The organism is Rhizobium sp. Root274, assembly GCF_001429245.1.
Classification (GTDB): Bacteria; Pseudomonadota; Alphaproteobacteria; order Rhizobiales; family Rhizobiaceae; genus Allorhizobium.
The window spans coordinates 341,073-367,934 of record NZ_LMJE01000009.1 but is presented as its reverse complement, the minus strand read 5'-3'; the positions used below and the strand labels follow the sequence as shown (position 1 = coordinate 367,934).

The following is a 26,862-nucleotide window of genomic DNA, read 5'->3' as shown; positions in this document are numbered from 1 at the left end:
CAATTTAGCCCGCATGGAGGAAGCGGATCGCCTCGTCGCGGCGATGCAGGTAGAGGAGCGTGCGCACCGCCTCTCCACGTTCGGAAGTGAGCTCAGGATCCCGCTCCAACAGATAGGCGGCATCCTTGCGGGCGATCTCCAAGAGGTCTCCATGGTGTTCGAGACTGGCGATCTTGAAGCCCGGCGTTCCGGACTGCCGCGTCCCGAGCAATTCGCCTTCGCCGCGCAGTTTCAGATCCTCCTCCGCGATCAGGAAGCCGTCTTCCGAATCGCGCAGGATCGACAGCCGTGCCTTGCCGGTTTCGCCGAGCGGCCCCTTGTAGAGCAGGATGCAGCTCGACGCCTCGTCGCCACGCCCGACCCGGCCGCGCAGCTGGTGAAGCTGGGCAAGCCCGAAGCGCTCGGCATGTTCGATCACCATGATCGTCGCATCGGGAACGTCGACGCCAACCTCGACCACGGTGGTGGCAACCAGCAGCCGCGTCTCGCCATTCTTGAAGGCAAGCATGGCCGCATCCTTCTCTGGTCCGCTCATCCGTCCATGCACCAACCCGATCGGCGCCTTGATGAACTGCGCGAGCACCGCTTGGCGCTCTTCCGCCGACATCAGCTCGCTCTCTTCGGTCTCTTCCACCAGCGGGCAGATCCAATAGGCCTTCTTGCCCTCGGCAATGGCGGAGCGCAGCCGCTCGATCACATCCGGTACCCGCTCGGTCGGTACCGTCACCGTCTGGATCGGCTTGCGCCCCGCCGGTTTCTCGGTGAGCTTGGAGACGTCCATGTCGCCGAAGGCGGCGAGCACCAGCGTGCGGGGGATCGGCGTCGCGGTCATGACCAGCATATGCGGCGAGATGCCCTTTGAGGTGAGCCTGAGGCGCTGGTGAACGCCGAAGCGATGCTGCTCGTCCACGACCGCGAGCGTCAGGTTCTTGTAGCTCACGGCATCTTGGAACAGCGCATGCGTACCGATGATAATTTGCGCCTCACCCGACGCAATCCGCTCCAGGATTGCTTCGCGCTCCTTGCCCTTGGTCCGCCCCGTCAGAACCTCGATCCTGAGCCCTGCAGGTGCACCGAGCTTCGACAACGTGGCATGATGCTGCCGCGCTAGGATCTCCGTCGGCGCCATCAGCACAGCCTGTCCGCCGGCTTCCACTGCCGCTGCCATGGCAAACAGCGCCACCAGCGTCTTGCCGGCGCCGACATCCCCCTGAACCAGCCGCAGCATGCGCTGATCGGAGGCCATGTCCTTCAGGATCTCCTCGATCGCCACCACCTGGCTGTTCGTCGGCGTGAAGGGCAGGGCGGCGCGGATCTTGCCGCTGAGTTCACTGGTCGGCTTGATCGGCGTGCCTGGTACACGCCGCAGCTTCTGTCGCACCAGGGCAAGCGACACCTGGCCGGCAAGAAACTCGTCATAGGCGAGACGCCGCCTGGCCGGCGCCTGCGGGTCGATATCCTTTTCGTCGCGCGGATTGTGAAGCGCGACCAGACAGTGGCGCACGCTGGCAAAACCCTGCTTGGTCACGAGCGCCGCATCCGCCCATTCGCCGAGTTCCGGCATCTTCTCGACGGCGGCTTCCACCGCCTTGCGCAACACCTTGGGCCCGAGCCCCGCCGTCAGCGGATAGACCGGCTCCACCAGCGGCAGGTTCTCCGCCTCACTCGCCTTCACCATCAGGTCCGGATGCACCATTGAAGGGCGGCCGTTGAACCAGTCGACTTTTCCGGAGACCATCACGGTCTCATCGACCGGCAGCGCTTTTTCGAGCCAGTTGCCCTTGACCCGGAAGAAGGTCAGCGCCAGTTCCCCCGTCTCGTCATGCAGCATCACGCGATAGGGCATGTTGTTCTTGCCGGGTGGTGGCGGCTGGTGCCGATCCACGCGTCCGGTAATCGTGACGAGAGCGCCCTGTTGGGCATAGGCAATGCCCGGCTGGTGGCGCCTGTCGATCAGCCGGTGCGGTGCCAGGAAGAGCAGGTCGACAACGCGCGCATCCTCCGCGTCCTCGCGGCCGAGAAGGGTGGCGAGAAGCTGGGCGAGTTTGGGACCAACTCCGCTGAGCGAGGCGACGGAGGCGAACAGGGGATCGAGAAGATGGGGACGCATGATGCGGGCAAAATGCCTCGTTATTTGCCCCTTTGGCAAGCTGACATTTGCCAGTCGCTGCTCTATAGAGGCCGAAGAATTGGAAGGATGCCAAGATGACTGGACTGGTGAAAAGCAGTGCCGACCTCGATCCGCGCCGTCGGCGCATCCTGTTCCGCTGCTGGCATCGCGGCATTCGCGAGATGGACCTGATGCTCGGCCAGTTCTGCGAGGCCGAGATCGAAGGCTTGAGCGACGTGGAGCTCGACGAGCTTGAGCACATCATGGCCGAGGAAGACAATGACCTTGTCAAATACATCACCGGCGCCGAACCCGTGCCTGCCCATCTTCGGACGCCGCTCTTCGAACGTATTGCCGCCCTCAGGCCGGATTTCTCTCCGGTCACCGGCAAAGAACCTGCTGCAAAGTAAGTGATGATGCCCCTGATCGATGTGAAGCGAATTGTCGGCGCACAATCCGCCCTGACGCTCTCCCACGTGCCGGACGGAATGGATGCCTTCATCCTTGCGGAACTCGCGCGCGAGGGCAGGCCTGTCGCCTATGTCGTTTCCGACGGACAACGGCTGCAGAACCTCGAGCAGACGCTCAGCTTTGCAGCGCCTGATATCCCGGTCTTGAGCCTTCCGGCCTGGGACTGCCTGCCTTACGACCGCGTTTCGCCCTCCGCAGACGTGTCGGCGCGCAGGCTGGCTGCACTCTCGGGCCTGATCGCGCTCTATCTCAATCCGCATCCCGCGATCGTTTTGATAACTGTTAATGCCATGCTGCAGAAGGTGGCACCGGCGGATGTGATCGATAGCCTCGGCTTTTCGGCCAAACCCGGCAACCAGATCCGCATGGACGACATCGCGGCACGTCTCGAGCGCAACGGCTTCGATCGCGTTGCGACCGTTCGCGAGGTCGGTGAATTCGCCGTGCGCGGTGGTATCCTCGATGTCTTTGTCCCTGGTTCGGAAGAGCCCGTCCGCCTCGATTTCTTCGGCGACACGCTGGAATCCATCCGCTCCTTTGACCCCGCGAGCCAGCGCACAATCGGTCAGGTTCGTTCGCTCGATCTCAATCCGATGAGCGAGGTCACGCTGACGCCGGAGAGTATCAGCCGCTTTCGCAAGAACTACCTGTCGCTCTTCGGTGCCGCGACCCGCGACGACGCCCTCTATGCCGCCGTCTCCGAAGGCCGCCGCTATGCCGGCATGGAGCACTGGCTGCCTATGTTCTACGACAAGCTGGAAACGACTTTCGACTATCTGCGCGGCTTTCGTGTGGTTACCGACCATACCGTGCGTGAGGCAGCCGAAGAACGCGCCAAACTCATCCGCGATTATTACGAAGCCCGCCTCAATTCCGCGACACCCGGCAAGGGCCATCTTTCCCAAGGCACGCCCTACAAGCCGGTGCCGCCCGAGCGGCTTTATCTTGGCGCCGGCGAATTCGGCAAGGCGCTCGACGCCTTCGATCCGATCCGCATCACGCCGTTTGCGGAGCACGGTGGAGAGAGCCGTCTCGTCATCGAAGTCGATGCCCGCCCGACGCCGCGATGGGCCAAGGCCGCCAATGAGGCAGGCGAGGAAAATAGCCGCACCAATGTCTTTGGTCAGGCCGTGTCCTACATTGCCGAGAAGCGCGCATCCGGTGTCAAGGTCGTCGTCTCCGGCTGGTCGGAAGGCTCGCTCGACCGCCTGCTCCAGGTTCTGAACGAACACGGGCTTGAAAAACTGGTGCCGGTCGCCGCCCTCAAGGATGTCGACAAGCTGAAAAAGGGCGAGGCGGGAACGGCCGTTCTCAGCCTGGAAGGCGGTTTCGAAACGGACGGTCTCGTCATCGTCGGCGAGCAGGACATTCTCGGCGACCGCATGGTGCGACGCTCCAAGCGTCGCAAGCGGGCCGCCGACTTCATCTCGGAAGTCGCGAGCATCGACGAGGGCTCGATTGTCGTCCATGCCGAACACGGCATCGGCCGCTTCGTCGGCCTACGTACCATCGAGGCCGCCGGCGCACCGCGCGCCTGTCTTGAGCTGCAATATGCCGACGACGCCAAGCTCTTCCTGCCGGTCGAAAACATCGATCTGCTCTCCCGCTACGGCGGTGAGGCGACCGAGGTGCAGCTCGACAAGCTCGGCGGCGGCGCCTGGCAGATGCGCAAGGCCAAGCTGAAGAAGCGCCTGCTCGACATGGCCGGCGCCCTGATCCGCATTGCCGCTGAGCGCATGACCCGCTCCGCACCCGTTCTGACGACCCAGGAAGGCCTCTACGACGAATTTGCCGCTCGCTTCCCCTATGACGAGACGGAAGACCAGGACGCCGCCATTGAGGCCGTCCGGTCCGATCTCGGGCAGGGCCGCCCGATGGATCGCCTCGTCTGCGGCGATGTCGGCTTCGGCAAGACGGAAGTGGCGCTGCGTGCCGCCTTCATCGCGGCGATGAACGGCATCCAGGTCGCTGTTGTCGTGCCGACGACGCTGCTCGCCCGCCAGCACTTCAAGACCTTCTCCGAACGCTTTAGGGGTCTGCCGATCCGCGTGCAGCAGGCCTCGCGCCTCGTCGGCACCAAGGAGCTGAACCTCGTCAAGAAAGAAGTCGCCGAGGGCAAGACCGACATCGTCGTCGGCACCCATGCCCTGCTCGGGTCAGGCGTCAACTTCGCCAATCTCGGCCTCCTGATCATCGATGAAGAGCAGCATTTCGGCGTGAAGCACAAGGAGCGGCTGAAGGAGCTGAAATCGGATGTGCACGTGCTCACGCTCTCGGCAACGCCCATCCCGCGCACCCTGCAGCTCGCCATGACCGGCGTGCGCGAACTCTCCCTGATCACCACACCGCCGGTCGACCGCATGGCGGTCCGTACCTTCATCTCGCCCTTTGATCCGCTTGTCATCCGCGAGACCCTGATGCGCGAGCATTATCGTGGCGGCCAGAGTTTCTATGTCTGCCCGCGCCTTGCCGATCTCGCCGACATCAAAGCTTTTCTCGACGAAAACGTGCCGGAACTGAAGGTTGCCGTTGCCCATGGCCAGATGGCGGCCGGCGAACTCGAAGACATCATGAACGCCTTCTACGAGGGCCGGTATGACGTGCTGCTCTCGACGACCATCGTCGAATCCGGCCTCGATGTGCCGACGGCCAATACGCTGATCGTCCACCGCGCCGACATGTTCGGTCTGGCGCAGCTTTACCAGATCCGTGGCCGCGTCGGTCGCTCCAAGGTCCGCGCCTTTGCGCTGCTCACGCTGCCTGTCAACAAGGTGCTGACCGCAGGCGCCGAACGGCGTCTCAAGGTCCTGCAGTCGCTCGACACGCTCGGCGCCGGTTTCCAGCTTGCAAGCCATGACCTCGATATCCGTGGTGCGGGCAATCTCTTGGGCGAGGAGCAGTCCGGCCACATCAAGGAAGTCGGCTTCGAGCTTTACCAGCAGATGCTGGAAGAGGCGGTCGCCGAGGTGAAGGGTGTCGACGAAGTCCAGGACACCGGCTGGTCGCCACAGATCCAGGTCGGCACCTCCGTGATGATCCCGGAAAACTACGTGCCGGATTTGCATCTGCGCATGGCGCTTTACCGGCGTTTGGGCGAACTCGACGACATCAGAGAGATCGACGGCTTCGGCGCCGAGTTGATCGACCGCTTTGGCCCGCTACCGATCGAGGTCCAGCATCTGTTGAAGGTCGTCTATATCAAGGCGCTCTGCCGCGTGGCCAATGTTGAGAAGCTCGAAGCGGGTCCCAAGGGCGTCGTCGTCCAGTTCCGGGCTAAGCAGTTCCCCAATCCGGCAGCGCTGGTGGGTTACATCGCCAAGCAGGGCACCATGGCGAAGATCCGGCCCGACCATTCGGTGTTCCTGACCCGCGACCTGCCGACACCGGAAAAGCGGCTGTCGGGGGCAGCGGTTGTCATGACGCAGCTGGCGGAACTGGCAAAGGCAAGTTGAGGCGAGGGGGCCAGCTTAAAGGCAAGTTGAGGGGAGGGGGCCAGCTTCCGGCCAGCTTCCAGCCCCTTTTAGCCGTCGCCCTGTTCCGGCTTGATCGCCAGCGCTGCATCTGTCTTGCCCGCCACCGGCGGCGGCAATGTCACGCCGCGTTTGCGCTCTCTCGTCAGTGTCAGTAGACCCGATCCCACGATCAGCGCGATGCCGATCGCCATCGGCGAATCGACCTCGTCGCCGAACACGAGATAGCCAAGCAGGATCGCCCAGAGCATCTGGCTGTACTGGATCGGTCCGACGATCGGGGCGGGTGCATAGAACGAAGCCAGCATCATGAAGACATTGCCGACAGCGGCAAGCAGCCCAAACGCTGCCAGCAGCATCAGGTCATAGCCGCCGGGTGTATGGAAATCCGGTAGCGAGAAGGCCGCACAGATCAGCACACTGCCGAGCAGGCCTGCGCCATAGAGCGAGATGTTTTTCTCTTGCGGTCCCATGGCACGGAAGATGATGATGGTGACGGCTCCGGCAAAGCCCGAAATCAGCGCCGCCAGATGGCCCACTTCCAGTTCGCGAAAACCCGGCCGCAAGACCACAAGCACCCCAAGAAAGCCGATCAGCACGGCGGCCCAGCGTTTAACGCCCACCTGTTCCCTGAGAAAGATCACCGACATGATCGTCGCGAAGCTTGGCAGCAGGAAGATCAGGCAGAAGGCTTCCGCCATCGACAGCTGGGTAAAGGCGATAATGCTGCCGACCGTGCCGACCGCCGAGCAGACGAAACGCAGGCCCCAGAGCGGCCAGTTGGTGCTGCGCACGAGATCTGTGTAGCGGTCGCCACGCTTCATCAGAAAGGGAATGGCAAAGAAGCCGAACAGGCTGCCGATGAAGCCAGCCTCGAACGGAGGCACGCGCCCCTCGACGAGTTTCACCGAAGCGTCACTGAAGGAATAGGCGGCAAAGCAGATGAAGGCGAGAAGGACGCCTTTAAAGGTCGTGTCGGAAGACAAGGTGCTGATCCCGGGGAGGAGGTTACCCCACCGGGATAGTTGTGTTCGCGCACAGCGTCAATTGAGATTGCGCAGGGCCTCTGCCTTGGCTTTTGCGATTTCCCGCAGCGCATTGGCAAGGCCCGAAGGCGGCTGTGCACCGCTCACCGCATATTGCTGATCAAAGATGAAGAAGGGAACGCCGTTCACGCCCATCTGACGCGCCGAATCAATTTCCGCCAGCACATGGCTCACATCCGCATCGCCCGACAGCAGCGTCTCGATGACAGGCCGCGACAGGCCGGCCTTCTCGGCGATGTCGAGCAATACGTCCTTGTCGCCGACATTCTTGCCTTCTTCGAAATTCGCCTTGAACAGCAGGTCGACGACCCGCCCCTGCGTCTCACGACTTTCCTGCCCGGCCCAGTGAATGAGGCGGTGGGCATCGAGCGTATTGGGTCCGACCTTGATCGCATCGAAATCGAAGGCGATGCCGACCTCGGCGCCAAGGGCTCGCAACTGCGAATGGCCGCGATCCATGTTCTCCTTGCCGCCGAGCTTCTTTGCCAGTTCCACCTGCTGGTCGACACCTTCAGGAGGATAGTCGGGATTAAGCTGGTAGGGGCGCCAGTTGATGTCGACACTCACCTCGTCCTGCACTTCGGCCAGCGCCAGCTCCAACCGTGCTTTGCCGAGATAACACCAGGGGCAGACCACGTCGAATACGAGGTCGATGGTGATGCGGTCCATGATGTCTTCCTTCCTGGCTAAGGCTCGGGTGTGATCCGTCACTTAAATCAAACCGGGCCGGGGACAAGCCCCGACCCGTGAAACGCATTGTCGTTGCGTTGTTTACTGCACCCGCGCGTCGAACCAGGTCGGGCGCTGATAGCCATAAAGCGGCACGGCCTCGGGCCGACCAATATGCTTCCAGCGCGCCACCCATTGTTCGCCCAGATGATAGAGCGGCACGACGTAATGGCCGGCGACCAGCAAACGGTCATAAGCGCGAACGGCCGCCTGAAAATCCTCAGGCTCCCGCGCCTGCAGAAGCGCCTCGATCATCCGGTCGATGTCAGGGTCGGCAACGCCAGCATAGTTGAAGCTGCCCTGGGCGTCCTTCGATTCGGATCCCCAGCGATTGACCTGCTCGGCGCCCGGCGAGAGCGATGATGTATAGGACTTGATGATCATGTCATAATCGAAGCTGTTGGAGCGCGCCTGATACTGCGCGTCATCGACCGTGCGGATGCCCATGTCGATGCCGATCAGTTTCAGCGTCCGCTGGAAGGCGAGCGCCATCTTTTCCTGGCCCTCGTTCTGCGTCATCACCTCGAATAAAAGCGGCTTGCCGCTGGCATCCAGCATCTTGCCGCCCTGGATCTTGTAGCCGGCTTCGGAGAACAGTTTCACCGCCTTGGACAGCGCCTTGCGGTCGCCGCCCGACCCGTCCGTCGCCGACTGGGTATAGGTGCCGGCCAGGATTTCGGGCGACAGCTTGTCCTTGGCCGTCCCCAGAAGCGCCAGTTCTTTCTCATCCGCGGCATTGCCATAGGCCCCGAGGGTCGAGTTTTGCCAATAGCTCTGCGTACGCGTAAAAGCGCCATTGTAGAGCGTCTTGTTCAGCCACTCGAAATCGAAGGCCGTGCTGATCGCCTCGCGCACCTTGCCATCGGCAAAAATCGGGCGGCGGGTGTTGAAGACGAAGCCGAGCATGCCGGAGGGCAGGCCGGGCTTGAAACTTTCCTTGATCACGTCGCCTTTGGCGACCGCCGGAAAGTCATAGGCCCGCTGCCAGTGATTGGCGTCGCCTTCCGGATAGATGTCGATATCGCCCTTCTTGAAAGCCTCGAACATCGTCGCTTCCTGAAGGAAATAGGTGACGCTGATCTCGTCGTAATTGTCGAAGCCGATCTTGGACGGGATATCCTTGCCCCAGTAGTCGGGATCCCGCACCCATGTCACCTTCTCGCCCGGCTTGAGGTCTTTCACCTTGTAGGGGCCGGAGCCGACCGGGATCGCAAGGCCCGCCTGATCGAAGGTTGATGCGTCGATCGCGTGCTTGGGCAGGATTGGCGTGGCCGAGGCGAAGATCAAGGGCGTCTCGCGATTGGCCTTGTCGTTGAAGGTGAACTTGATTCCATGCTCGCCGACCTTTTCCATCTTGTCGACGGAGGCGAGGCGCGAGTTGAACGGGGGCCGTCCCTTGTCGCGCAAGAGTTCGAAGGTGAAGATGACGTCCTCAGGCGTTACCGGCTGTCCGTCGTTCCAATGCGCCTTGGGATTGAGGTTGAACTGCACATAAGTCCTGTCGGCATCCCATTCGACGCTTTCGGCGAGCAAGCCATAGAGCGTGAACGGCTCGTCCGCCGAGCGCGTCATCAGGCTCTCATAGAGCAGGTTGCCAAACTCCGGATCCCAGACGCCCCGGGCGGTTGTTCGCATGCCTTTGAGAACGAAAGGGTTCATCGCGTCGAAGGTGCCGACGACGCCGTAATTGACCTTGCCGCCCTTCTTCACCTCAGGCTGCACATAAGGAAAACCAGGCGCATCGGCGGCAAGGGCCGGCGCCCCATGCATGGCGATCCCGTGAACGGGCTCGGCCTGGGCGAGAGGCGCAAGCGGCAGGAAAAGCAGGCTGAACAACAGTCGACGCAAGATGACGATCCTCCCGGACATGGAATCTCAAAGGTGCCCGAGGCTAACACAGTCACCACAAATCCAACACATGCCCGTGTGAATTAGGCGGGGCTTGAGTCGCGGCCACATCAAAGAAAAGCTGGATATTCCAGTCGCCGCGATGTAACACGATGGCCGGATCGCCAGGCCATGCATTTGCCTCATTTGGACGACAGGTGAGCGCCAAGCAGGATCGGTGACGCGGCTTAAAGTCCGCGCGACAGGGGTTTCAGGAGACGGAATACGAATGATGTTCACACTTAGCAATGCAACGCGGACGGCTGTGTCTGCACTCGCACTGTCCTTCGCAGCGGCCGCCATGCCAGCCGTTGCCCAGGCTCAGGATGCTGCCGCCCCGGCGCCGGCAAAATGGTTCAAGACCTGCTCCAAGCAGGAAGAGTCGGACATTTGCGTCGTCCAGAACCAGCTCGTTGCCGCCAATGGCCAGCTGATCACAGCCGTTGGCCTGATCACGGTCGAAGGCAAGGTCAACCGCAAGCTTCTGCAGGTCACCGTTCCTTCGGCACGTCTCATTCCGCCGGGCGTTCTGATGCAGATCGACGATGCCAAGGGCACCAAGCTCGATTACGCCGTCTGCCTGCCCGACCGCTGCACCGCTGAAATCCCGCTGACGGACGCGATGGTCGCCAGCCTGAAGAAGGGCGGCAACGTCGTCTTCACCTCGATCAACTTCCGCCGCGCGCCGAACCCGATCAAGATCCCTCTCGAAGGCTTCACCGGTGCCTACGATGGGGAAGCCATGTCGCAGTCGCAGGCCGAAGAGCGCCAGCGCATGCTGCAGGAAGCCATGCAGAAGAAGCAGGAAGAGCGTAACAAGGCGATCAACGACGCCCAGAACGCCGCCAAGCAGGGCAACTGATCCTTTTCTGATCAGAGAGATCAAACAAAAAGCGCCCGCGTCGAACCGACGCGGGCGTTTTTGCTTGGGAGAGGGGGCGTAAACAGGCGTCAGTGCGCGTAGGTCATGCGCGGCTTGTAGCGACCAGTCTGCTGCGGTTCGAAGATCTGCTGGATCTGCGGATTACGCAGCGGCTCCTGGCTCTCGTCGGTCTCGAGGTTCTGCTCCGAGACATAGGCCACATATTCGGTTTCAGCGTTTTCCGCGAGCAGATGGTAGAAGGGTTGATCCTTGGCGGGCCGAACTTCGGCCGGGATCGCATTCCACCACTCCTCGGAATTGGCGAATTCCGGATCTACATCGAAGACGACGCCGCGGAACGGAAAGACCTTGTGCCGAACGACATCCCCGATACCAAATTTTGCGCTTCGTTGTTTCATGGCTTTATTTCCTTTCCCTGCCTTATTTGGGAACCGAGCCCTCGGAAATCAAGACATGCAGTTTCCATGCCGGATCGTCAGGTTTTGCGTTGCGGCGCAGTCGCCAGCACTAGCCCCGCCGTGACCAGAACGATCCCGAGGGCGTGGTAGCGCTCGAAATGCTCTCCTAGAAAGATCACGGCCATCAGGATCGACATCGGCGGCATCAGATAAAGCGTCATGCCTGCGATGCCAGGACCGAAAACATGCACGGCATGCTGAAAGCTGTAGAAGGCTGCAAGCGAAGCAAAGAGGATGATTCCTGCCAGCATGGCGAAGTCATGGGGCGTATCCGGTAGCAGACCTCCGGCGAGGATCTCGGTCACCGCTGGCGGCATCAGGACGATCGCGCCTGATAGCGCCAGAAGCCCGAAGAGGGGAAGCGGCGGCATCGCCCGAATGCCGGGCCTTCGGAGCAAGATGGAATAGAAGGCGAAGGATATCGCCGCCACCAGGATCGCCAGGTCCCCGAGATTGAAGCGCATGTGCAGGATTGCGGAAAGGTCGCCCTTCAGCACGATTGCAGCCACGCCGGCAAAGGCGATGACCATCCCGGAGATCTCGCGAACGCTGATCCGCCGCCCGCCAAACAGCCATTCGAACAGGATGATGAACAGCGACGACGTCGTGTAGATCAGCGTCGCGTTCGATGCGGTGGTCAGCGTCAACGCCCAGTAGACGACCCCGCCGCAGATCCCCATGCCGAGGATGCCCAGCACCAGCCACAGCAGCGTGTGACGGCGCACGAAGGCGAGACACTGCAGGCGGTGATGCCAGACGATCGGCGACATGATGAGCGCCGATCCGGCCCAGCGGATAAAGGCCGTCGTGAACGGTCCCATTTCGCCCGTGATCCCGCGACCGAAGATGAGGTTCGACGAGAAGAAGACGGGCGCGAGCAGGAACAACGTCCAGTCGAGCAGGCGAGGCGAGGGGTTTTGGGTGGTGGCAGATTTCGTATCGATGGTCATAGTATGATGTGGGCTTTCGCGACTGACGCGACGCGGGCCAGTCGCACAATCGTCAGAGCCTATCCGCCCGCAGCGACAGGCGAAAGGACGGTTATCGACCAATCCGTCACCTGGAACGAAAAACGCCGGCGGTGGCCGCCGGCGTCAGAAAGCTCATCGTCAACCGTCGATCAGACGGAGTAGTACATGTCGTATTCGACCGGATGCGGGGTCATCTCGAAGCGCATGACTTCCTGCATCTTCAGCTCGATGAACGAATCGATCTGATCGTCGTCGAACACGCCGCCAGCGGTCAGGAACTTGCGATCCTTGTCGAGGCTTTCGAGCGCCTCACGCAGCGAACCGCAGACGGTCGGGATCTTCTTCAGCTCCTTCGGCGGCAGATCGTAGAGATCCTTGTCCATGGCCTTGCCCGGATGGATCTTGTTCTTGATGCCGTCGAGACCGGCCATCAGCATCGCGGCAAAGCCGAGATAGGGGTTCGCCGTCGGGTCCGGGAAGCGGATTTCGACGCGCTTGGCCTTCGGGTTGGAGCCGAACGGAATGCGGCAGGAAGCCGAGCGGTTGCGGGCCGAATAGGCGAGCAGAACCGGCGCTTCATAACCCGGGACCAGGCGCTTGTAGGAATTGGTCGACGGGTTCGTGAAAGCGTTGATCGCCTTGGCGTGCTTGATGATACCACCGATGAAGTACAAGCAGCTTTCCGACAGGCCGGCATATTCGTCGCCGGCGAAGGAAGGCTTGCCGTCCTTCCAGATCGACATGTGCACATGCATGCCCGAACCGTTGTCACCGAAGATCGGCTTCGGCATGAAGGTCGCGGTCTTGCCGTAGGCATTGGCAACCTGATGCACGACATACTTGTAGATCTGCATCTTGTCGGCGTTGCGCACCATCGTGTCGAACTTGATGCCGAGCTCGTGCTGGGCAGCCGCCACTTCATGGTGATGCTTTTCAACGACAACACCCATTTCGCCGAGCACGGTCAGCATCTCGGAGCGCATGTCCTGGAGGCTGTCAATCGGCGGAACCGGGAAATAGCCGCCCTTGACGCGCGGACGATGACCGAGGTTTCCGGTCTCATAGTCGGTGTCGTCGTTGGACGGCAGCTCGGACGAGTCGAGCTTGAAGCCCGTATTGTAGGGGTCGGCCTTGTACTTCACGTCGTCGAAGACGAAGAATTCGGCTTCCGGACCAACGAAGATCGTGTCGCCAATGCCTGATGCCTTCAGATAGGCTTCACCCTTCTTGGCAGTGCCGCGCGGGTCACGATTATAGGCTTCGCCCGAAACCGGGTCGAGAATGTCGCAGAGGATGACCATGGTCGACTGGGCGAAGAAGGGGTCCATATGGACCGTCGCCGGGTCGGGCATGAGCACCATGTCGGATTCGTTGATCGCCTTCCAGCCGGCGATGGAGGAGCCGTCAAACATGACGCCATCGGCGAACATGTCTTCGTCGACACACGCGATGTCCATGGTGACATGGTGCAGCTTGCCCTTCGGATCGGTGAAGCGCAGGTCGACGAATTTGACGTCGTTGTCCTTGATCTGTTTCAGAATATCGTTTGCGGTCGTCATGTTTTTTTCTTCCTCGCAAGAGCTGACGATATGAACCCGACCTCCCTAGGTGCCGGGTCTGATTAGATGGCGTCGATGCCTGTCTCGCCGGTCCGGATGCGGACGACTTCCTCGACGTTGGAGACGAAGATCTTGCCGTCCCCGATGCGGCCGGTCTGGGCGGCGTTGCGGATGGCGTCTATCACCGCTTCCACGTTTTCATCGGCCAATACAACTTCGACCTTCACCTTCGGCAGGAAGTCCACCACATATTCCGCGCCGCGATAGAGCTCCGTATGGCCCTTCTGGCGACCGAAACCTTTGGCTTCCGTCACGGTGATGCCCTGCAGGCCGACTTCCTGAAGGGCTTCCTTCACTTCGTCGAGCTTGAAAGGCTTTATGATCGCTTCGATCTTTTTCATGAGAAAATTTCTCTCCGCTTCCCTCAATGAACAGGATGAGCCCCGTTCGCCGGATTGAATGCATGGAACGTGCCAGTCTTCCGCGAAAATTTCGCAAAAACCTCCGCTTCCTCCATCCGGCGGCCCAAATCTCTGTCAAAACGGAGCGAAAAGCCAGCCCGCCAAGCTCGAAATATGGATTTTCGTCGATCTTTTTTCAGAAGATTCGCTTTTGCTAAGTCTTTGCCAGCGATCTCATATTTCCAATGAAGATGGCTAATCGATAGGCAAATGCGCATTATTAAGGCGTTCGAATATGCACAAAATTGTGCCGGTTTGAATTTTCCGCAATTTCTGCTCTAACGTCATCATGATCCCTGCGAACCAATCACTTCTGCTGACGCCCGAAGCAATGGCTCGGGTGGATGCGGCTGCTGCCGCGACCGGCCAGGACAGTTATGGCCTGATGAGACGGGCGGGAGAGGCGGTCGCCGCAGCAGCTCTTCGCCTCTATCCCGGCGCTCTGCGATTTGTGGTCGTGTGCGGTCCCGGCAACAATGGCGGCGATGGTTATGTCTGTGCCGAGGCCCTCCGGCGCGCAGGGGCCGCCACCGCCATCTTTCACCTCGGCGATCCAGAGCGCCTGAAAGGCGACGCCAGACGCGCACGAACGGATTATGGCGGTTCATCCCAAGGCATCGCCGCCTTTGAACCAGTGTCCGGCGACGTGGTCATCGACGCATTGTTCGGCGCGGGGCTTGCCCGTGACGTGCCGCCCGAGGTGTCCGATCTGATCCAAAAAGTGATGAGGACTCCGCTCCCCGTCATCGCTGTCGATCTGCCCTCAGGTCTGGACGGAGCATCCGGCCAGGTGCGCGGCGCCGCCTTCCGTGCCAGTCACACAATCACCTTCATGGCCCGCAAGCCCGGACATGTTCTTCTGCCGGGCCGCGACCTCTGCGGGAAAGTCGAGGTGTTCGACATCGGCATTCCCTGGCGTCTGCTCCAAGCTGAGGCGGCTCCGCTTCAGGTCAACAACCCGTCCATATGGCGGGCAAGCCACAGGGCGGTGGACGCATCCGACCACAAATATCGCCGTGGGCACCTGACGGTGTTTTCCGGTCCCGAAACCGCGACGGGAGCGGCACGCCTGAGCGCCATGGCGGGGTTGAAGGCCGGGGCAGGGCTCGTCACGATTGCTTCGCCAAAGGCGGCGCTTGCCGCCAATGCGGTCCATCTCACCGCCATCATGCTGACCTCGGTCGACAATGCTCGAGATCTTCAGAACTATCTGGAAGATGTCCGTCGACTGACTTTCGTGCTGGGTCCGGGCTTTGGTGATCCTGCAAAGGCCAAAGCCTTCGCCATCCGCCTCGGTCAGGCCGGCCGCCACCTCGTCCTCGATGCCGACGGTATCACGGCCTTTCGCCAGGATCGCGACCTGCTCACAGCCGCCTTTGAAGGGGAGGCAGCCCGCCTCGTGGTGACGCCGCATGAAGGCGAATTCGCGCGGCTCTTCCCCGAGATTGCCGGGGACGAGACCCGTGCAAAACCGGCAAAGGCGCTCGCCGCCGCCGCCGCACTGGGAGGCGTCGTGGTCTACAAGGGCGCCGATACGGTGATCGCATCCCCGGACGGTCGTGCCGCAATCGAGGAGCACGCGCCGCCGAACCTTGCGACTGCCGGTTCGGGTGATGTGCTCGCAGGTATCATCGGCGCTCTCCTGGCACAGGGCCTGCCGGCATTCGAAGCTGCCTGCGCGGGGGTCCATCTGCATGGTCAGGCAGCCCTCAGGGCCGGGCCGGGGCTGACCGCCGAAGATCTGGCAGGCGCCGTCCTCCCGGCATAGGAAGTGTCGACGGCGGCCCGTTACAACTCCGCCGGCTGCACCAGACGGCTGCGCCGCAGCAGGCCTTCGCCTTCAAGCAGCGGATAGCCGATGGAGACGAACAGGGAGTTGATCTCTTTCAGGTCGCGCATGGTGTCGATATGCAACGAACTGGAATCGAAGCTCGCCGCATTGCCCTGGCGCAGACGCTGGAGATGCTTTTCCTCACTTGCCTTGACGAGGTTACGGATCGCCTCCTTGCGGGCGACCAGCTGGCGGGCATGCTCGACGTCGCGCGTGACCAGAAGATTGAACGCAAGATGGGCGTTCTGCAGCACCTCATTGTGCATGGCACAGAGTTCCGCCCAGCCTTCCGCCGAAAAGGACGCCTTGCGCTCGCTCTTCTTGCGCGCCCGGGTCAGCATGTTCTGCGAGATGATGTCCGCCGCCTGCTCGATCTTGATGGTCGCCCCGAGAAGATTCTGGCAAAGCGCAGCAGAGGTCTGGTCGAGCGCCGTCTCCGAAATTCTGGCGAGATAGAACTTGATGTTGCGATGGATCGCATCGATCTGGTCGTCGAGCGTTTCGATCCGCTGCGTCTTCTTCGGGTCCCACTCTTCGAACAGCTCGAAGATGCCGTTCAACATGACTTCGGTCTTGTCGCAAACAGTCAGCACCTCGCGCGTTGCATTGCTGATTGCCTGCGTCGGGCTGCCGAGGTCGGCCGGGTTCAGAGCCGACAACCGGTCGTCATTGGCGGCCGGCACCTGGCTGACCGATACGAAACGCTCGAGCATCGTCGCGACGAGGCCGGCGAACGGCAGTCCCAGCACCAGCACCGCACCGTTCATCGCCAGATGCACGAGCACGACGGCCTCGCCGGGGTGGACGGAGAAAAGCGACGGGCTTGCGGTCACCGCAAATTGCAGCGCCAAAGCCAGCAGCGTCATCAGCCCCCGGATGACCACATTGCCGAGCGGCACGACACGCGTCAGAGGATCGGCATTCTTGGTCAGAAGCGCGGCGATGACGGCCGCGCCGAAGTTGATGCCGAGCACCAGCGGAATGATCAGTGCATCCGGGATCAGATGCTGGTCGGCAAGGGAAGCGGTGAGCAGGACGGCGGCAACGCTCGAATGGAAGGCCCAGGCCAAAAGCGCTGCCAGCAAAAAGGCACTGATCCAGTCGCCGGCCAGATAGTTGAACAAGACCGGCAGGATCTGGCTTTCTCTCAACGGCTCGGAGGCTTCACCGATGAGCCGCAGCGACAGCAGCAGGAGGCCGAGGCCGAACAGGATGCGGCCGAGCTGGCGCCAATGCCGTGCATTGGTCGCGCGAAAGGCAATGGTCCCTGCCAGCAGCAGGATCGGCATCAGAAGCGACAAGTCGTAGCGCAGGATGCGCACGACGAAAGCCGAGCCGAAATCCGCGCCGAGCAGCGTCGCAATGCCGATGGCCGAGGTCACATAACCGGCGGCGGCAAAAGAGGCGACGATCAGGGCAACGGCGGTGGCACTCTGCAGCGCAACCGCGAACAGAAAGCCCGCCAGCGCTGCCGAAAAGCGATTGCCGATCGCAAGTCGCAGCTTGTCCTTCAACACGCCGCCATAGGCACGCTCGATCCCGGTCCGCACCAAGCGCGTCGCCCAGAGGAGCAGCGCGACCGCGCCCGCGAGATGGATGAAGACGGCGATACCCGACATGGCTGTGCCCCGAACATTGAAAGCCTGGACGCGCACGTCCGCACGGGAAGCATGCCGGCCCAGATCACGGTCATGACCGCGACTCTGCGACCGAGCCTAGTCCAGTTTCGCCAATGTCACAAATTGATGGATGCCAACCGCAGCCGCAGCGTCAGCCGACGCGCTTCTGCAGTTCCATCGCACCACGCGGTGCGTTGACCTTGCCACCGGAAATGAAGAAGGCGAACACATCCCGAGAGGTCTTCTTTGCCGGCTGCGCCTTCGCGATGAGGTCGAGATCTTCAGGTACGCCACCCGCAGCAAAAATCTTGAAACGCTCGGCCCAGTGATCGACCTCCTTCGGCAAATAACAGGTCGGCGTCTCGTCCGTGCCCTTTTGCAGCCGGGCATAAATGAAGTCGGCCGTCGGATCGGCAAACATCGGATAGTCATGGTGATCGGCGCAAACGGCCGCCACTTCGTGCCGCCGCAACATGTCGATGAACCCCGGCACGAGGAAACTTTCATGGCGCGGCTCGACGACATGGCGCAGCGGCAAACCGTTCAGCGTCTTAGGAAGGAGCCCGAGAAAGGCTTCGAAGTCGTCTGCATCGAATTTCTTGGTACCCATAAACTGCCAGAGGATCGGCCCCAGATGGGGTCCAAGCTCTTCGATCCCCTGATGCAGAAATTTCTCCACCGATGGCCCGCCCTCCGCCAGGATCTTGCGGTTGGTGCAAAACCGGCTCGCCTTCAGCGAAAAGACGAAATTCTCAGGCACGTCCGCTGCCCATTTGGCAAAGGTTGCCGGCTTCTGGCTGGAATAATAGGTGCCGTTAACCTCGATGGCCGTCAGCTGTCGGCTCGCGTATTCCAGCTGCCGCTTCTTCGGCAGGTCGGAGGGGTAAAAACTGTCGTCCCAGGGATCGAAAGTCCATCCCCCGATACCGCAGCGGATCGTGCCGGATTTGGTCATGAAATGCCTCCCGTTGAAGTTAGCTAGGCGATTAGCTAATATAAAATGCAGCCCAGGAGCGAGCGATGACGGTCGTCACCATTCACAAGGCCAAGACGGAACTCTCGAAACTCCTCGCCCGCGTCGAAGCCGGCGAGGAAATCGTTATTGCGCGCGCGGGGATGAGCCGATTGCGAAGCTGGTGCCGTTACCCGCGGCCGAAAAGAAGAACCCGTCGCGAAAACCGGGCGCCTTGACCCATTTACGAGACAAACTGCCCCCCAATCTTTTCCTGGAACCAATGTCCGAGGACGAACTGGCTGCATGGGAGGGCAAATATTCCTTTCCTGGTGACAACGGTCAGTGAGATATCTTCTCGATACGCACACGTTGGTTTGGTGGCTGTTGGATAACGCCCATCTGAGCCAGCCCGCTCGGTTGGCCTTGGGCGACGGCGACAACGAGGTCATGGTCAGCGCCGTCTCCGCATTCGAACACGACAAAACATCGTCTCGGAAAATGGCCCGAAGTCGGCCCGATCTGCACAGATTTCGTCAGATATGTCACGGCGGAGCGTTTCACCTTGCTTCCAGTCGAAACATCACATGCACTCTATGCCGGACAACCGATCGCTGACCACAAGGATCCCTTTAACCGATTACTGGCCGCCCAATCCAAGCTGGAAGGCCTCCTTCTCGTGAGCGCTGACAAAGCCTTCGACGGCCTCGGCATCGAACGCCTCTGGTAACGGCCGATCACTCCGCCGCCTGAGCCCTCTTCACTGGCCGCCGCTGCAACAGCTCCTTCAGGAACTGCCCCGTATAGGACGCATCCACCTTCACCACTTCCTCTGGCGTGCCTTGCGCCACGATCTGGCCGCCGCCATCGCCACCTTCCGGGCCGAAGTCGAGGATATAGTCGGCCGTCTTGATGACCTCGAGATTGTGCTCGATGACCACGACGGAATTGCCCTGGTTCACCAGTTCCTGCAGCATTTCCAGGAGCTTCGCCACATCATGAAAATGTAGCCCCGTCGTCGGTTCGTCGAGAATGTAGAGGGTGCGTCCCGTCGAACGCTTCGACAGTTCCTTGGCGAGCTTGACGCGCTGCGCCTCGCCGCCCGACAGCGTGTTCGCCTGCTGGCCGACCTTGATATAACCCAGCCCCACATCAAACAGCGCCTGCAGCTTGTCGCGCACCGCCGGCACCGCCTGGAAGAATTCGACACCTTCCTCCACCGTCATATCCAGCACGTCGGCGATCGACTTACCCTTGAAGGTAACGTCCAGTGTTTCGCGATTGTAGCGCTTGCCGTGGCAGACGTCGCAGGTGACATAGACGTCGGGCAGGAAGTGCATCTCGATCTTGATCACGCCGTCGCCCTGGCAGGCCTCGCAGCGACCGCCCTTGACGTTGAACGAGAAGCGACCGGCCTGATAGCCGCGCGCCTTGGCTTCCGGAAGCCCGGTAAACCAGTCGCGGATCGGCGTGAAGGCCCCGGTATAGGTCGCCGGGTTCGAGCGCGGCGTCCGCCCAATCGGCGACTGGTCGATATCGATCACCTTATCGATGAATTCGAAACCGTCGATGCGGTCGTGTTCCGCCGGGTTCTCGCGGGCACCCATGACGCGACGCGCCGCCGCCTTGTAAAGCGTCTCGATCAAGAAGGTGGATTTGCCGCCGCCCGACACACCCGTTACCGCCGTGAACACACCAAGCGGAATGGCAGCCGTCACATTCTTCAGGTTGTTGCCCTTGGCGCCGATGACCTTGATCTGCTGGCCTTTCTTCGGCTTGCGCCGCTGCGCAGGCACGCTGACACCCAACTCGCCCGTCAGGTATTTACCGGTCAGAGATTTCGGATGCGCCATGATGTCCTGTGGCGTGCCCTCGGCAATGACCTGGCCACCATGGATGCCGGCGGCCGGGCCGATGTCGACGACATAGTCAGCCGTGAGGATCGCATCCTCGTCATGCTCGACCACAATCACGGTATTGCCGATATCGCGCAGGTGCTTCAGCGTATCGAGAAGCCGCGCATTGTCGCGCTGATGCAGGCCGATCGACGGCTCGTCGAGCACGTAGAGCACGCCGGTCAGACCTGAGCCGATCTGGGAGGCCAAACGAATGCGCTGGCTCTCACCCCCGGACAATGTGCCGGAATTGCGCGACATCGAGAGATAATCGAGCCCGACATCGTTGAGGAAGCGCAGGCGCTCGCGGATTTCCTTGAGGATGCGGACGGCAATTTCGTTCTGCTTGTCGGTGAGCTTGGCAGGCAGATCCTCGAACCAGGCACCGGCATTGCGGATCGCCATCTCCGTCACCTGACCGATATGTAGCCCGTTGATCTTGACGGCAAGCGCCTCGGGTTTCAGGCGGAATCCATTGCAGGCGGGGCAGGGCGCTGCCGACATGAAACGTTCGATCTCCTCACGCGCCCAGGCGCTGTCGGTCTCCTTCCAGCGCCGTTCGAGGTTGGGAACGATGCCTTCAAAGGTCTTGGTCGTGGTGTAAGAGCGCGCGCCATCGGCGTAATGAAAATCGATCTTCTCTTCCGTGCCATGTAGGATCGCCTTCTGCGCGGCCTCCGACAGATCCGACCACTTCGACGTCAGCTTGAAGCCGAAAGCCTTGCCGAGCGCTTCGAGCGTTTGATTGTAATAGGGCGAGCTGGACTTCGCCCAGGGCGCAATCGCCCCATCGTTCAGCTTGCGATGGACTTCCGGGACGATCAGCGCCTCGTCAATCTTCTGCTGGCTGCCAAGCCCGTCACAGGTCGGGCAGGCGCCGAACGGGTTATTAAAGGAAAAGAGCCGCGGCTCGATTTCCGGAATGGTAAAGCCGGACACCGGGCAAGCGAACTTCTCCGAAAACAAGACGCGCTCATGCGTCTCATTCAGCGACTTGTTCGCCGACCCGCCGGCAGAGGTCTCCTCAGGCGGCAGCGGCTTGTCGGCATATTCGGCGACCGCCAAACCGTCAGCGAGACGCAGGCAGGTTTCCAGACTGTCAGCCAGGCGGCTCGCAATGTCCGGGCGCACCACCACACGGTCGACAACGACGTCAATGTCATGCTTGTATTTCTTGTCGAGCGTCGGTGCCTCGGCAATCTCGTAGAACTGCCCGTCGATCTTGACGCGCTGAAAGCCCTTCTTCATCAGCTCGGCGAGTTCCTTTTTATACTCGCCCTTGCGGCCACGGATCATCGGCGCGAGGATGTAAAGTCGAGTGCCTTCCTCCAGTGCCAGCACCCGATCGACCATCTGGCTCACCGTCTGGCTTTCGATCGGCAGCCCCGTCGCCGGCGAATAGGGCACACCGACGCGGGCAAACAGCAGGCGCATATAGTCGTAGATCTCGGTCACCGTGCCGACCGTCGAGCGCGGATTGCGCGACGTCGTCTTCTGCTCGATCGAAATCGCGGGCGATAGACCCTCGATCTGGTCGACGTCAGGCTTTTGCATCATTTCCAGGAACTGCCGCGCATAGGCCGACAGGCTCTCGACGTAGCGGCGCTGCCCTTCGGCATAAATCGTGTCGAAGGCAAGTGACGACTTGCCGGAGCCGGAGAGCCCCGTCATCACGATCAGGCTGTTGCGCGGCAAATCGAGGTCGATGCCCTTCAGATTGTGCTCGCGCGCGCCACGGATGGAAATGGTCTTGAGTTCGCTCATGTCAGGCTCTGATCGGCAAAGGGAAGGGGACTGTTCCTGGGAGAACTGTCCTTATGTAGTCAACGTTGCCCCCGAGTCGAGGTGGAAGAGGCAGTCACTGCGCAATTTCGATTCTGTTGACAGGATCATACGGAAATACTAGAACAAATAAAGAACATTTTTAAGCCTGCCACATTCTGTGGATTACAGTCCCGAAGCGCCCATTCGCGTCGGCGATGGGATAAGGTGCAAATTGATTGAAGTTTGAACGCCGCGGCGGCGCGGCAGTAAGGTGAGTGTCATGGCTGGTAGCGTCAACAAGGTCATTCTGATCGGCAATCTCGGTGCCGATCCCGAAATCCGCCGGACCCAGGACGGCCGTCCGATCGCCAACCTGCGCATCGCGACGTCTGAAAGCTGGCGCGACAAGAACAGCGGCGAGCGCAAGGAAAAGACCGAATGGCATCAGGTCGTCATCTTCAATGAAGGCCTGTGCAAGGTTGCAGAGCAGTATCTGAAGAAGGGCTCCACGGTTTATGTCGAGGGCCAGCTCCAGACCCGCAAGTGGCAGGACCAGAACGGCAACGACCGTTACTCGACGGAAGTCGTCCTGCAGGGCTTTAATGGCAATCTGACCATGCTCGGCGGTCGTGGCGATGGCGCCGGGGCCTCGCGCGGTGGTGACATGGGTGGTGACTTCGGCGGCGGTTATGACGGCGGCTACGGTTCGCCGGCGCCGTCGCGCGGCGGTTCCTCCGGTGGCGCCAGCCGTGGCGGCAGCGCTCCCTCAGGCGGTTTTTCGCGCGATCTCGATGATGATATCCCGTTCTGAGCCCGGGTGGTCAGCACTTGGCAAAGGGAGCTTCGGCTCCCTTTTTTAATGTCTACTCGCAGTTGCTAAGGGCAAGGACCGGGAGGGCCTGATTAGAGAATGGGGCAATGGCCGAAGAGTCTTCTCAGGTGAAATGTCGGAAGCCCAAGTCAGGCCCCGAAGGCCGACTTGATCCCGTCCACCACGAATTGCACCGAAAGCGCCGCCAGCAACACACCCAGAAGCCGGGTCAGCAGTGCTCGACCTGTGATGCCGAGGAAACGGTTCAGCCTGTCGGCAAGGTAGAGCGAAGTGAACACCAGTCCCAGCACGACGGCGATGACTGTGATCAGTTGCAACTTGCCGACCCAGCCGTCCATCGTGCCGGATATCAGCACCGTCGCCGAAATGGCGCCTGGTCCTGCAATCAGCGGAATGGCGAGCGGAAAGACCGCGAGGTTGTGGATGTGATCCTTGGTGATCGCGTCGCCGGTCGTCTTCTCTTTCCGCTCGTTGCGCTTTTCGAAGATCATTTCGAAGGCGATGGCAAACAGCATCAGCCCACCGGCGATGCGGAACGCCCCCATCGAAATTCCGAGCGCACCAAGAATGCTGGCTCCGAACAGGGCAAAGACCGTGAGGATCGCAAAACCCATCACCGCGCCACGCACGGCGACCTGCTGGCGCTGCGCGCCTGTCATGCCCTGCGTCAGGCCGAGGAACAACGGCGCCAGACCCGGCGGATCGACCGTGACCAGCAGGGTGGTAAGCGCGCTGATCATCGTTTCGGTGCTGGCCATGGTGGGTCTCCTTGCAGGTTGGCGACCATAAAGTCAAAGCCGGCTCCGGCTGGCAAGAGACCCGCTTGCTCTAATATGCCGAATGCCTTTGCGTGGCCGCAAAAGCCTGTTTATAACCCGGGTCAAAATTGGCGCTTGCGCGCCTGTTCCGCTATAAATTCCCCAGTGATTCCGAACAGAGATCGTGACCTGATTTGACTGAGCAAAGCACTCCCGGCAGCGGCAAGTTCCCTCAAGGCATTGAGCCTATTTCCATCATGGAGGAAATGCAGCGGTCCTATCTCGATTACGCCATGAGCGTCATCGTGAGCCGTGCACTTCCCGACGTGCGTGATGGTTTGAAACCCGTACATCGGCGCATCCTTTACGGGATGAACGAGCTCGGTCTCGACTGGAACAAGAAATACGTCAAGAGCGCCCGCGTTACCGGCGACGTCATGGGTAAGTACCACCCGCACGGCGACGCCGCGATCTATGACGCGCTGGCCCGCATGGCGCAGCCATGGTCGCTGCGCATGCCGCTGATCGACGGCCAGGGCAATTTCGGCTCGGTTGATGGTGATCCGCCGGCGGCGCAGCGTTACACGGAATGCAAGCTCGAAAAAGTCGCGCATGCACTGCTCGACGACCTCGACAAGGAAACGGTCGATTTCCGCGACAACTACGACGGCACCATGTCGGAGCCGGTCGTCGTTCCCGCCAAATTCCCGAACCTGCTGGTCAACGGCGCCGGCGGCATCGCGGTCGGCATGGCGACGAACATCCCGCCGCATAACCTCGTCGAAGTGCTCGACGGCTGCGTGGCACTCATCGACAATCCGGCAATCGAACTGCCGGAACTGATGCAGATCATTCCCGGTCCCGACTTCCCGACCGGCGCCATGATCCTCGGCCGCTCTGGCATCCGCTCGGCTTACGAAACCGGCCGCGGCTCCGTCGTCATGCGCGGCGTGGCCCGCGTCGAGCCGATGCGCGGCGACCGCGAGCAGATCATCATCACCGAGATCCCCTATCAGGTGAACAAGGCGACGATGATCGAGAAGATGGCCGAACTCGTGCGCGAAAAGCGCATCGAGGGCATCTCCGACCTGCGCGACGAGTCCGACCGCGACGGCTACCGCGTCGTCATCGAGCTGAAGCGCGATGCCAATGCCGACGTCATCCTGAACCAGCTCTATCGCTACACGCCTTTGCAGACCTCCTTCGGCTGCAACATGGTGGCGCTGAACGGCGGCAAGCCGGAGCAGCTGACGCTGCTCGACATGCTGCGCGCCTTCGTCGCCTTCCGCGAGGAAGTCGTCAGCCGCCGCACCAAATATCTGCTGCGCAAGGCCCGCGAACGCGCCCATGTCTTGGTGGGTCTCGCGATTGCCGTTGCCAATATCGATGAAGTCATTGCGCTGATCCGCAAGGCGCCGGATCCGGCCACCGCCCGCGAGCAGCTGATGACGCGCCGCTGGCCCGCCCATGACGTGGAATCGTTGATCCGCCTGATCGACGACCCGCGCCACCGCATCAACGAGGACCTGACCTACAATCTCTCCGAAGAGCAGGCCCGCGCCATCCTCGAACTGCGTCTCGCTCGCCTGACCGCTCTCGGTCGCGACGAAATCGACGAGGAACTCAACAAGATCGGCGCCGAGATTTCCGATTATCTCGACATCCTGTCCTCGCGCGTCCGCATCCAGACTATCGTGAAGGACGAGTTCGCTGCGATCAGAGATGAGTTCGGCACCCCGCGCCGCACCCAGATCGTCGAAGGCGGTCCTGACATGGACGACGAGGATCTGATCGCCCGCGAAGACATGGTCGTGACCGTGTCCCATGCCGGCTATATCAAGCGCGTGCCGCTGACGACCTATCGCGCCCAGCGTCGCGGCGGCAAGGGTCGCTCCGGCATGACGATGAAGGACGCGGATTTCGCCACCCGTCTTTTCGTCGCGAATACCCACACACCCGTGCTGTTCTTCTCCTCGCGCGGCATCGTCTACAAGGAAAAGGTCTGGCGCCTGCCCATCGGCACTCCGACCTCGCGCGGCAAGGCGATGATCAACATGTTCCCGCTGGAGCCCGGCGAGCGCATCACCTCGATCATGCCGCTGCCTGAGGACGAGACGAGCTGGGGTAACCTCGACGTCATGTTCTCGACCACTCGCGGCACGGTTCGCCGCAACAAGCTTTCCGACTTCATCCAGGTCAACCGTAACGGCAAGATAGCGATGAAGCTTGAGGAAGAGGGAGACGAGATCCTCGGCGTCGAAACCTGCACCGAGCATGACGACGTCCTGCTGACGACGGCGCTTGGCCAGGCAATCCGCTTCCCCGTTGATGAAGTGCGTGTCTTTGCCGGCCGCAACTCGATCGGCGTGCGTGGTCTGACATTGGCGGACGGCGACCGTCTGATTTCGATGACCATTCTCGGCCATGTCGATGCAGAGCCCTGGGAACGCGCGGCCTATCTCAAGCGCTCTGCGGTTGAACGCCGTGCGAGTGGCGTTGACGAGGACGATATCGCACTGGTTGGCGAAGAAGTGGCGGAAGAGGGCGAACTCGCCGAAGACCGCTACCAGGAGCTCAAGGCCCGCGAACAGTTCGTGCTCACTGTCTCGGTCAAGGGTTTTGGCAAGCGTTCTTCGTCTTACGACTTCCGCACCTCTGGCCGCGGCGGCAAGGGCATCCGCGCCACCGACACCTCGAAGACGGCAGAAATCGGCGAACTCATCGCCGCTTTCCCGGTCGAGGAAAAAGACCAGCTGATGCTGGTCTCCGACGGTGGCCAGCTGATCCGCGTGCCGGTCAACGGCATCCGCATCGCCAGCCGTGCAACGAAGGGCGTCACCATCTTCTCCACTGCCAAGGACGAGAAGGTCGTCTCGGTTGAACGGATCAGCGAGCCGGAAGGCGAAGATGAAGTGGTTGACGGCGAAGCCGCGGCAGAGGCCGGCGTCGAAGCGGGTGTCGAAACCCCGGCCGCAGGCGAGGCTGCAGGCGAAGGCGAACCCGGCGCAGAATAAGACAGAAGGCCGGCCTTGATTGGGCCGGCCACCCCGCCTTTATGGCGGACAAGGCATAGCAAGACCAACGAAAAGCCCGCCGGACGATGTCCGAGCGGGCTTTTTGACGGAGGTATTTGCATCAAGTTCGATGCGGTTTTCTGTGAGGCCTG

19 protein-coding genes are annotated in these 26,862 nt (G+C 61.2%); 7 read left to right on the top strand and 12 right to left on the bottom strand.

The window, feature by feature from the left end; all coding sequences use genetic code 11:
• Positions 1–4: 4 nt before the first annotated feature.
• Positions 5–2,110, bottom strand: a complete 2,106-nt coding sequence (gene recG, locus ASE36_RS19500; RefSeq protein WP_062284417.1) for an ATP-dependent DNA helicase RecG — start codon at positions 2,108–2,110, stop codon at positions 5–7.
• Between the two features lie 95 nt (positions 2,111–2,205).
• Between recG and ASE36_RS19495 the strand changes: the two genes are divergently transcribed.
• Both ASE36_RS19495 and mfd read left to right on the top strand, forming a co-directional pair.
• A complete protein-coding gene (locus ASE36_RS19495) occupies positions 2,206–2,520 on the top strand; it encodes a succinate dehydrogenase assembly factor 2 (RefSeq protein ID WP_062284419.1) in 315 nt (104 codons plus the stop codon).
• A 6-nt stretch (positions 2,521–2,526) separates the two neighbouring features.
• The gene (gene mfd, locus ASE36_RS19490; RefSeq protein WP_413813671.1) at positions 2,527–6,033 is read left to right on the top strand and encodes a transcription-repair coupling factor; all 3,507 of its coding nucleotides are present in this window, start codon (positions 2,527–2,529) and stop codon (positions 6,031–6,033) included.
• Positions 6,034–6,101: 68 nt separating this feature from the next.
• Here mfd and ASE36_RS19485 read toward each other — a convergent pair whose 3' ends face one another.
• From ASE36_RS19485 to ASE36_RS19475, 3 genes are all read right to left on the bottom strand, one after another.
• Positions 6,102–7,037 (bottom strand): DMT family transporter, encoded by a 936-nt coding sequence (locus tag ASE36_RS19485; RefSeq protein ID WP_062284423.1) that lies wholly within the window; start codon positions 7,035–7,037, stop codon positions 6,102–6,104.
• Positions 7,038–7,094: 57 nt separating this feature from the next.
• Complete coding sequence (locus ASE36_RS19480) at positions 7,095–7,766, bottom strand: DsbA family oxidoreductase (protein ID WP_062284425.1); 672 nt, start codon at positions 7,764–7,766, stop codon at positions 7,095–7,097.
• Positions 7,767–7,868: 102 nt separating this feature from the next.
• Positions 7,869–9,674, bottom strand: coding sequence for an extracellular solute-binding protein (locus tag ASE36_RS19475; protein WP_062284536.1), 1,806 nt, complete (start codon positions 9,672–9,674; stop codon positions 7,869–7,871).
• 268 nt (positions 9,675–9,942) lie between these two features.
• On the opposite strand from ASE36_RS19475, the gene ASE36_RS19470 reads away from it, so the two are divergent.
• Positions 9,943–10,575, top strand: coding sequence for an invasion associated locus B family protein (locus ASE36_RS19470; protein ID WP_062284427.1), 633 nt, complete (start codon positions 9,943–9,945; stop codon positions 10,573–10,575).
• An 89-nt stretch (positions 10,576–10,664) separates the two neighbouring features.
• On the opposite strand, the gene hspQ is transcribed toward ASE36_RS19470, so the two are convergent.
• The 4 genes from hspQ to ASE36_RS19450 all read right to left on the bottom strand — a co-directional run bounded on the left by hspQ (position 10,665) and on the right by ASE36_RS19450 (position 13,985).
• Complete coding sequence (gene hspQ, locus ASE36_RS19465) at positions 10,665–10,994, bottom strand: heat shock protein HspQ (protein WP_062284430.1); 330 nt, start codon at positions 10,992–10,994, stop codon at positions 10,665–10,667.
• Positions 10,995–11,071: 77 nt separating this feature from the next.
• Complete coding sequence (locus tag ASE36_RS19460) at positions 11,072–12,004, bottom strand: DMT family transporter (protein ID WP_062284432.1); 933 nt, start codon at positions 12,002–12,004, stop codon at positions 11,072–11,074.
• Between the two features lie 170 nt (positions 12,005–12,174).
• On the bottom strand, positions 12,175–13,584 hold the full coding sequence (glnA, locus tag ASE36_RS19455; RefSeq protein ID WP_062284435.1) for a type I glutamate--ammonia ligase: 1,410 nt from the start codon (positions 13,582–13,584) through the stop codon (positions 12,175–12,177).
• A 62-nt stretch (positions 13,585–13,646) separates the two neighbouring features.
• Positions 13,647–13,985 (bottom strand): P-II family nitrogen regulator, encoded by a 339-nt coding sequence (locus tag ASE36_RS19450; RefSeq protein ID WP_006727717.1) that lies wholly within the window; start codon positions 13,983–13,985, stop codon positions 13,647–13,649.
• A 349-nt stretch (positions 13,986–14,334) separates the two neighbouring features.
• Here ASE36_RS19450 and ASE36_RS19445 point away from each other — a divergent pair, with 349 nt between their 5' ends.
• A complete protein-coding gene (locus ASE36_RS19445) occupies positions 14,335–15,813 on the top strand; it encodes a bifunctional ADP-dependent NAD(P)H-hydrate dehydratase/NAD(P)H-hydrate epimerase (protein WP_062284438.1) in 1,479 nt (492 codons plus the stop codon).
• 20 nt (positions 15,814–15,833) lie between these two features.
• On the opposite strand, the gene ASE36_RS19440 is transcribed toward ASE36_RS19445, so the two are convergent.
• Entirely contained in the window at positions 15,834–17,495 is a 1,662-nt protein-coding gene (locus ASE36_RS19440) for a Na/Pi cotransporter family protein (RefSeq protein WP_062284440.1), read from the bottom strand.
• Between the two features lie 151 nt (positions 17,496–17,646).
• Positions 17,647–18,450 (bottom strand): DUF72 domain-containing protein, encoded by an 804-nt coding sequence (locus tag ASE36_RS19435; RefSeq protein ID WP_062284442.1) that lies wholly within the window; start codon positions 18,448–18,450, stop codon positions 17,647–17,649.
• A 65-nt stretch (positions 18,451–18,515) separates the two neighbouring features.
• Between ASE36_RS19435 and ASE36_RS23220 the strand changes: the two genes are divergently transcribed.
• Positions 18,516–18,686 carry a type II toxin-antitoxin system prevent-host-death family antitoxin gene (locus ASE36_RS23220; protein WP_320410158.1) on the top strand — a complete coding sequence of 57 codons (171 nt, stop codon included), beginning with the start codon at positions 18,516–18,518 and terminating at the stop codon, positions 18,684–18,686.
• Between the two features lie 498 nt (positions 18,687–19,184).
• Here the strand turns inward: ASE36_RS23220 and uvrA are convergent, their stop codons facing one another.
• Positions 19,185–22,106: an excinuclease ABC subunit UvrA gene (gene uvrA, locus ASE36_RS19420; RefSeq protein WP_062284444.1), complete on the bottom strand. Its 2,922-nt coding sequence runs from the start codon at positions 22,104–22,106 to the stop codon at positions 19,185–19,187.
• A gap of 280 nt (positions 22,107–22,386) precedes the next feature.
• On the opposite strand from uvrA, the gene ASE36_RS19415 reads away from it, so the two are divergent.
• Complete coding sequence (locus ASE36_RS19415; RefSeq protein ID WP_062284447.1) at positions 22,387–22,917, top strand: single-stranded DNA-binding protein; 531 nt, start codon at positions 22,387–22,389, stop codon at positions 22,915–22,917.
• 149 nt (positions 22,918–23,066) lie between these two features.
• On the opposite strand, the gene ASE36_RS19410 is transcribed toward ASE36_RS19415, so the two are convergent.
• Positions 23,067–23,696: a MarC family protein gene (locus tag ASE36_RS19410; protein WP_062284449.1), complete on the bottom strand. Its 630-nt coding sequence runs from the start codon at positions 23,694–23,696 to the stop codon at positions 23,067–23,069.
• A gap of 194 nt (positions 23,697–23,890) precedes the next feature.
• Here ASE36_RS19410 and gyrA point away from each other — a divergent pair, with 194 nt between their 5' ends.
• The gene (gene gyrA, locus ASE36_RS19405) at positions 23,891–26,710 is read left to right on the top strand and encodes a DNA gyrase subunit A (RefSeq protein WP_062284452.1); all 2,820 of its coding nucleotides are present in this window, start codon (positions 23,891–23,893) and stop codon (positions 26,708–26,710) included.
• The last annotated feature ends 152 nt before the right edge of the window (positions 26,711–26,862 follow it).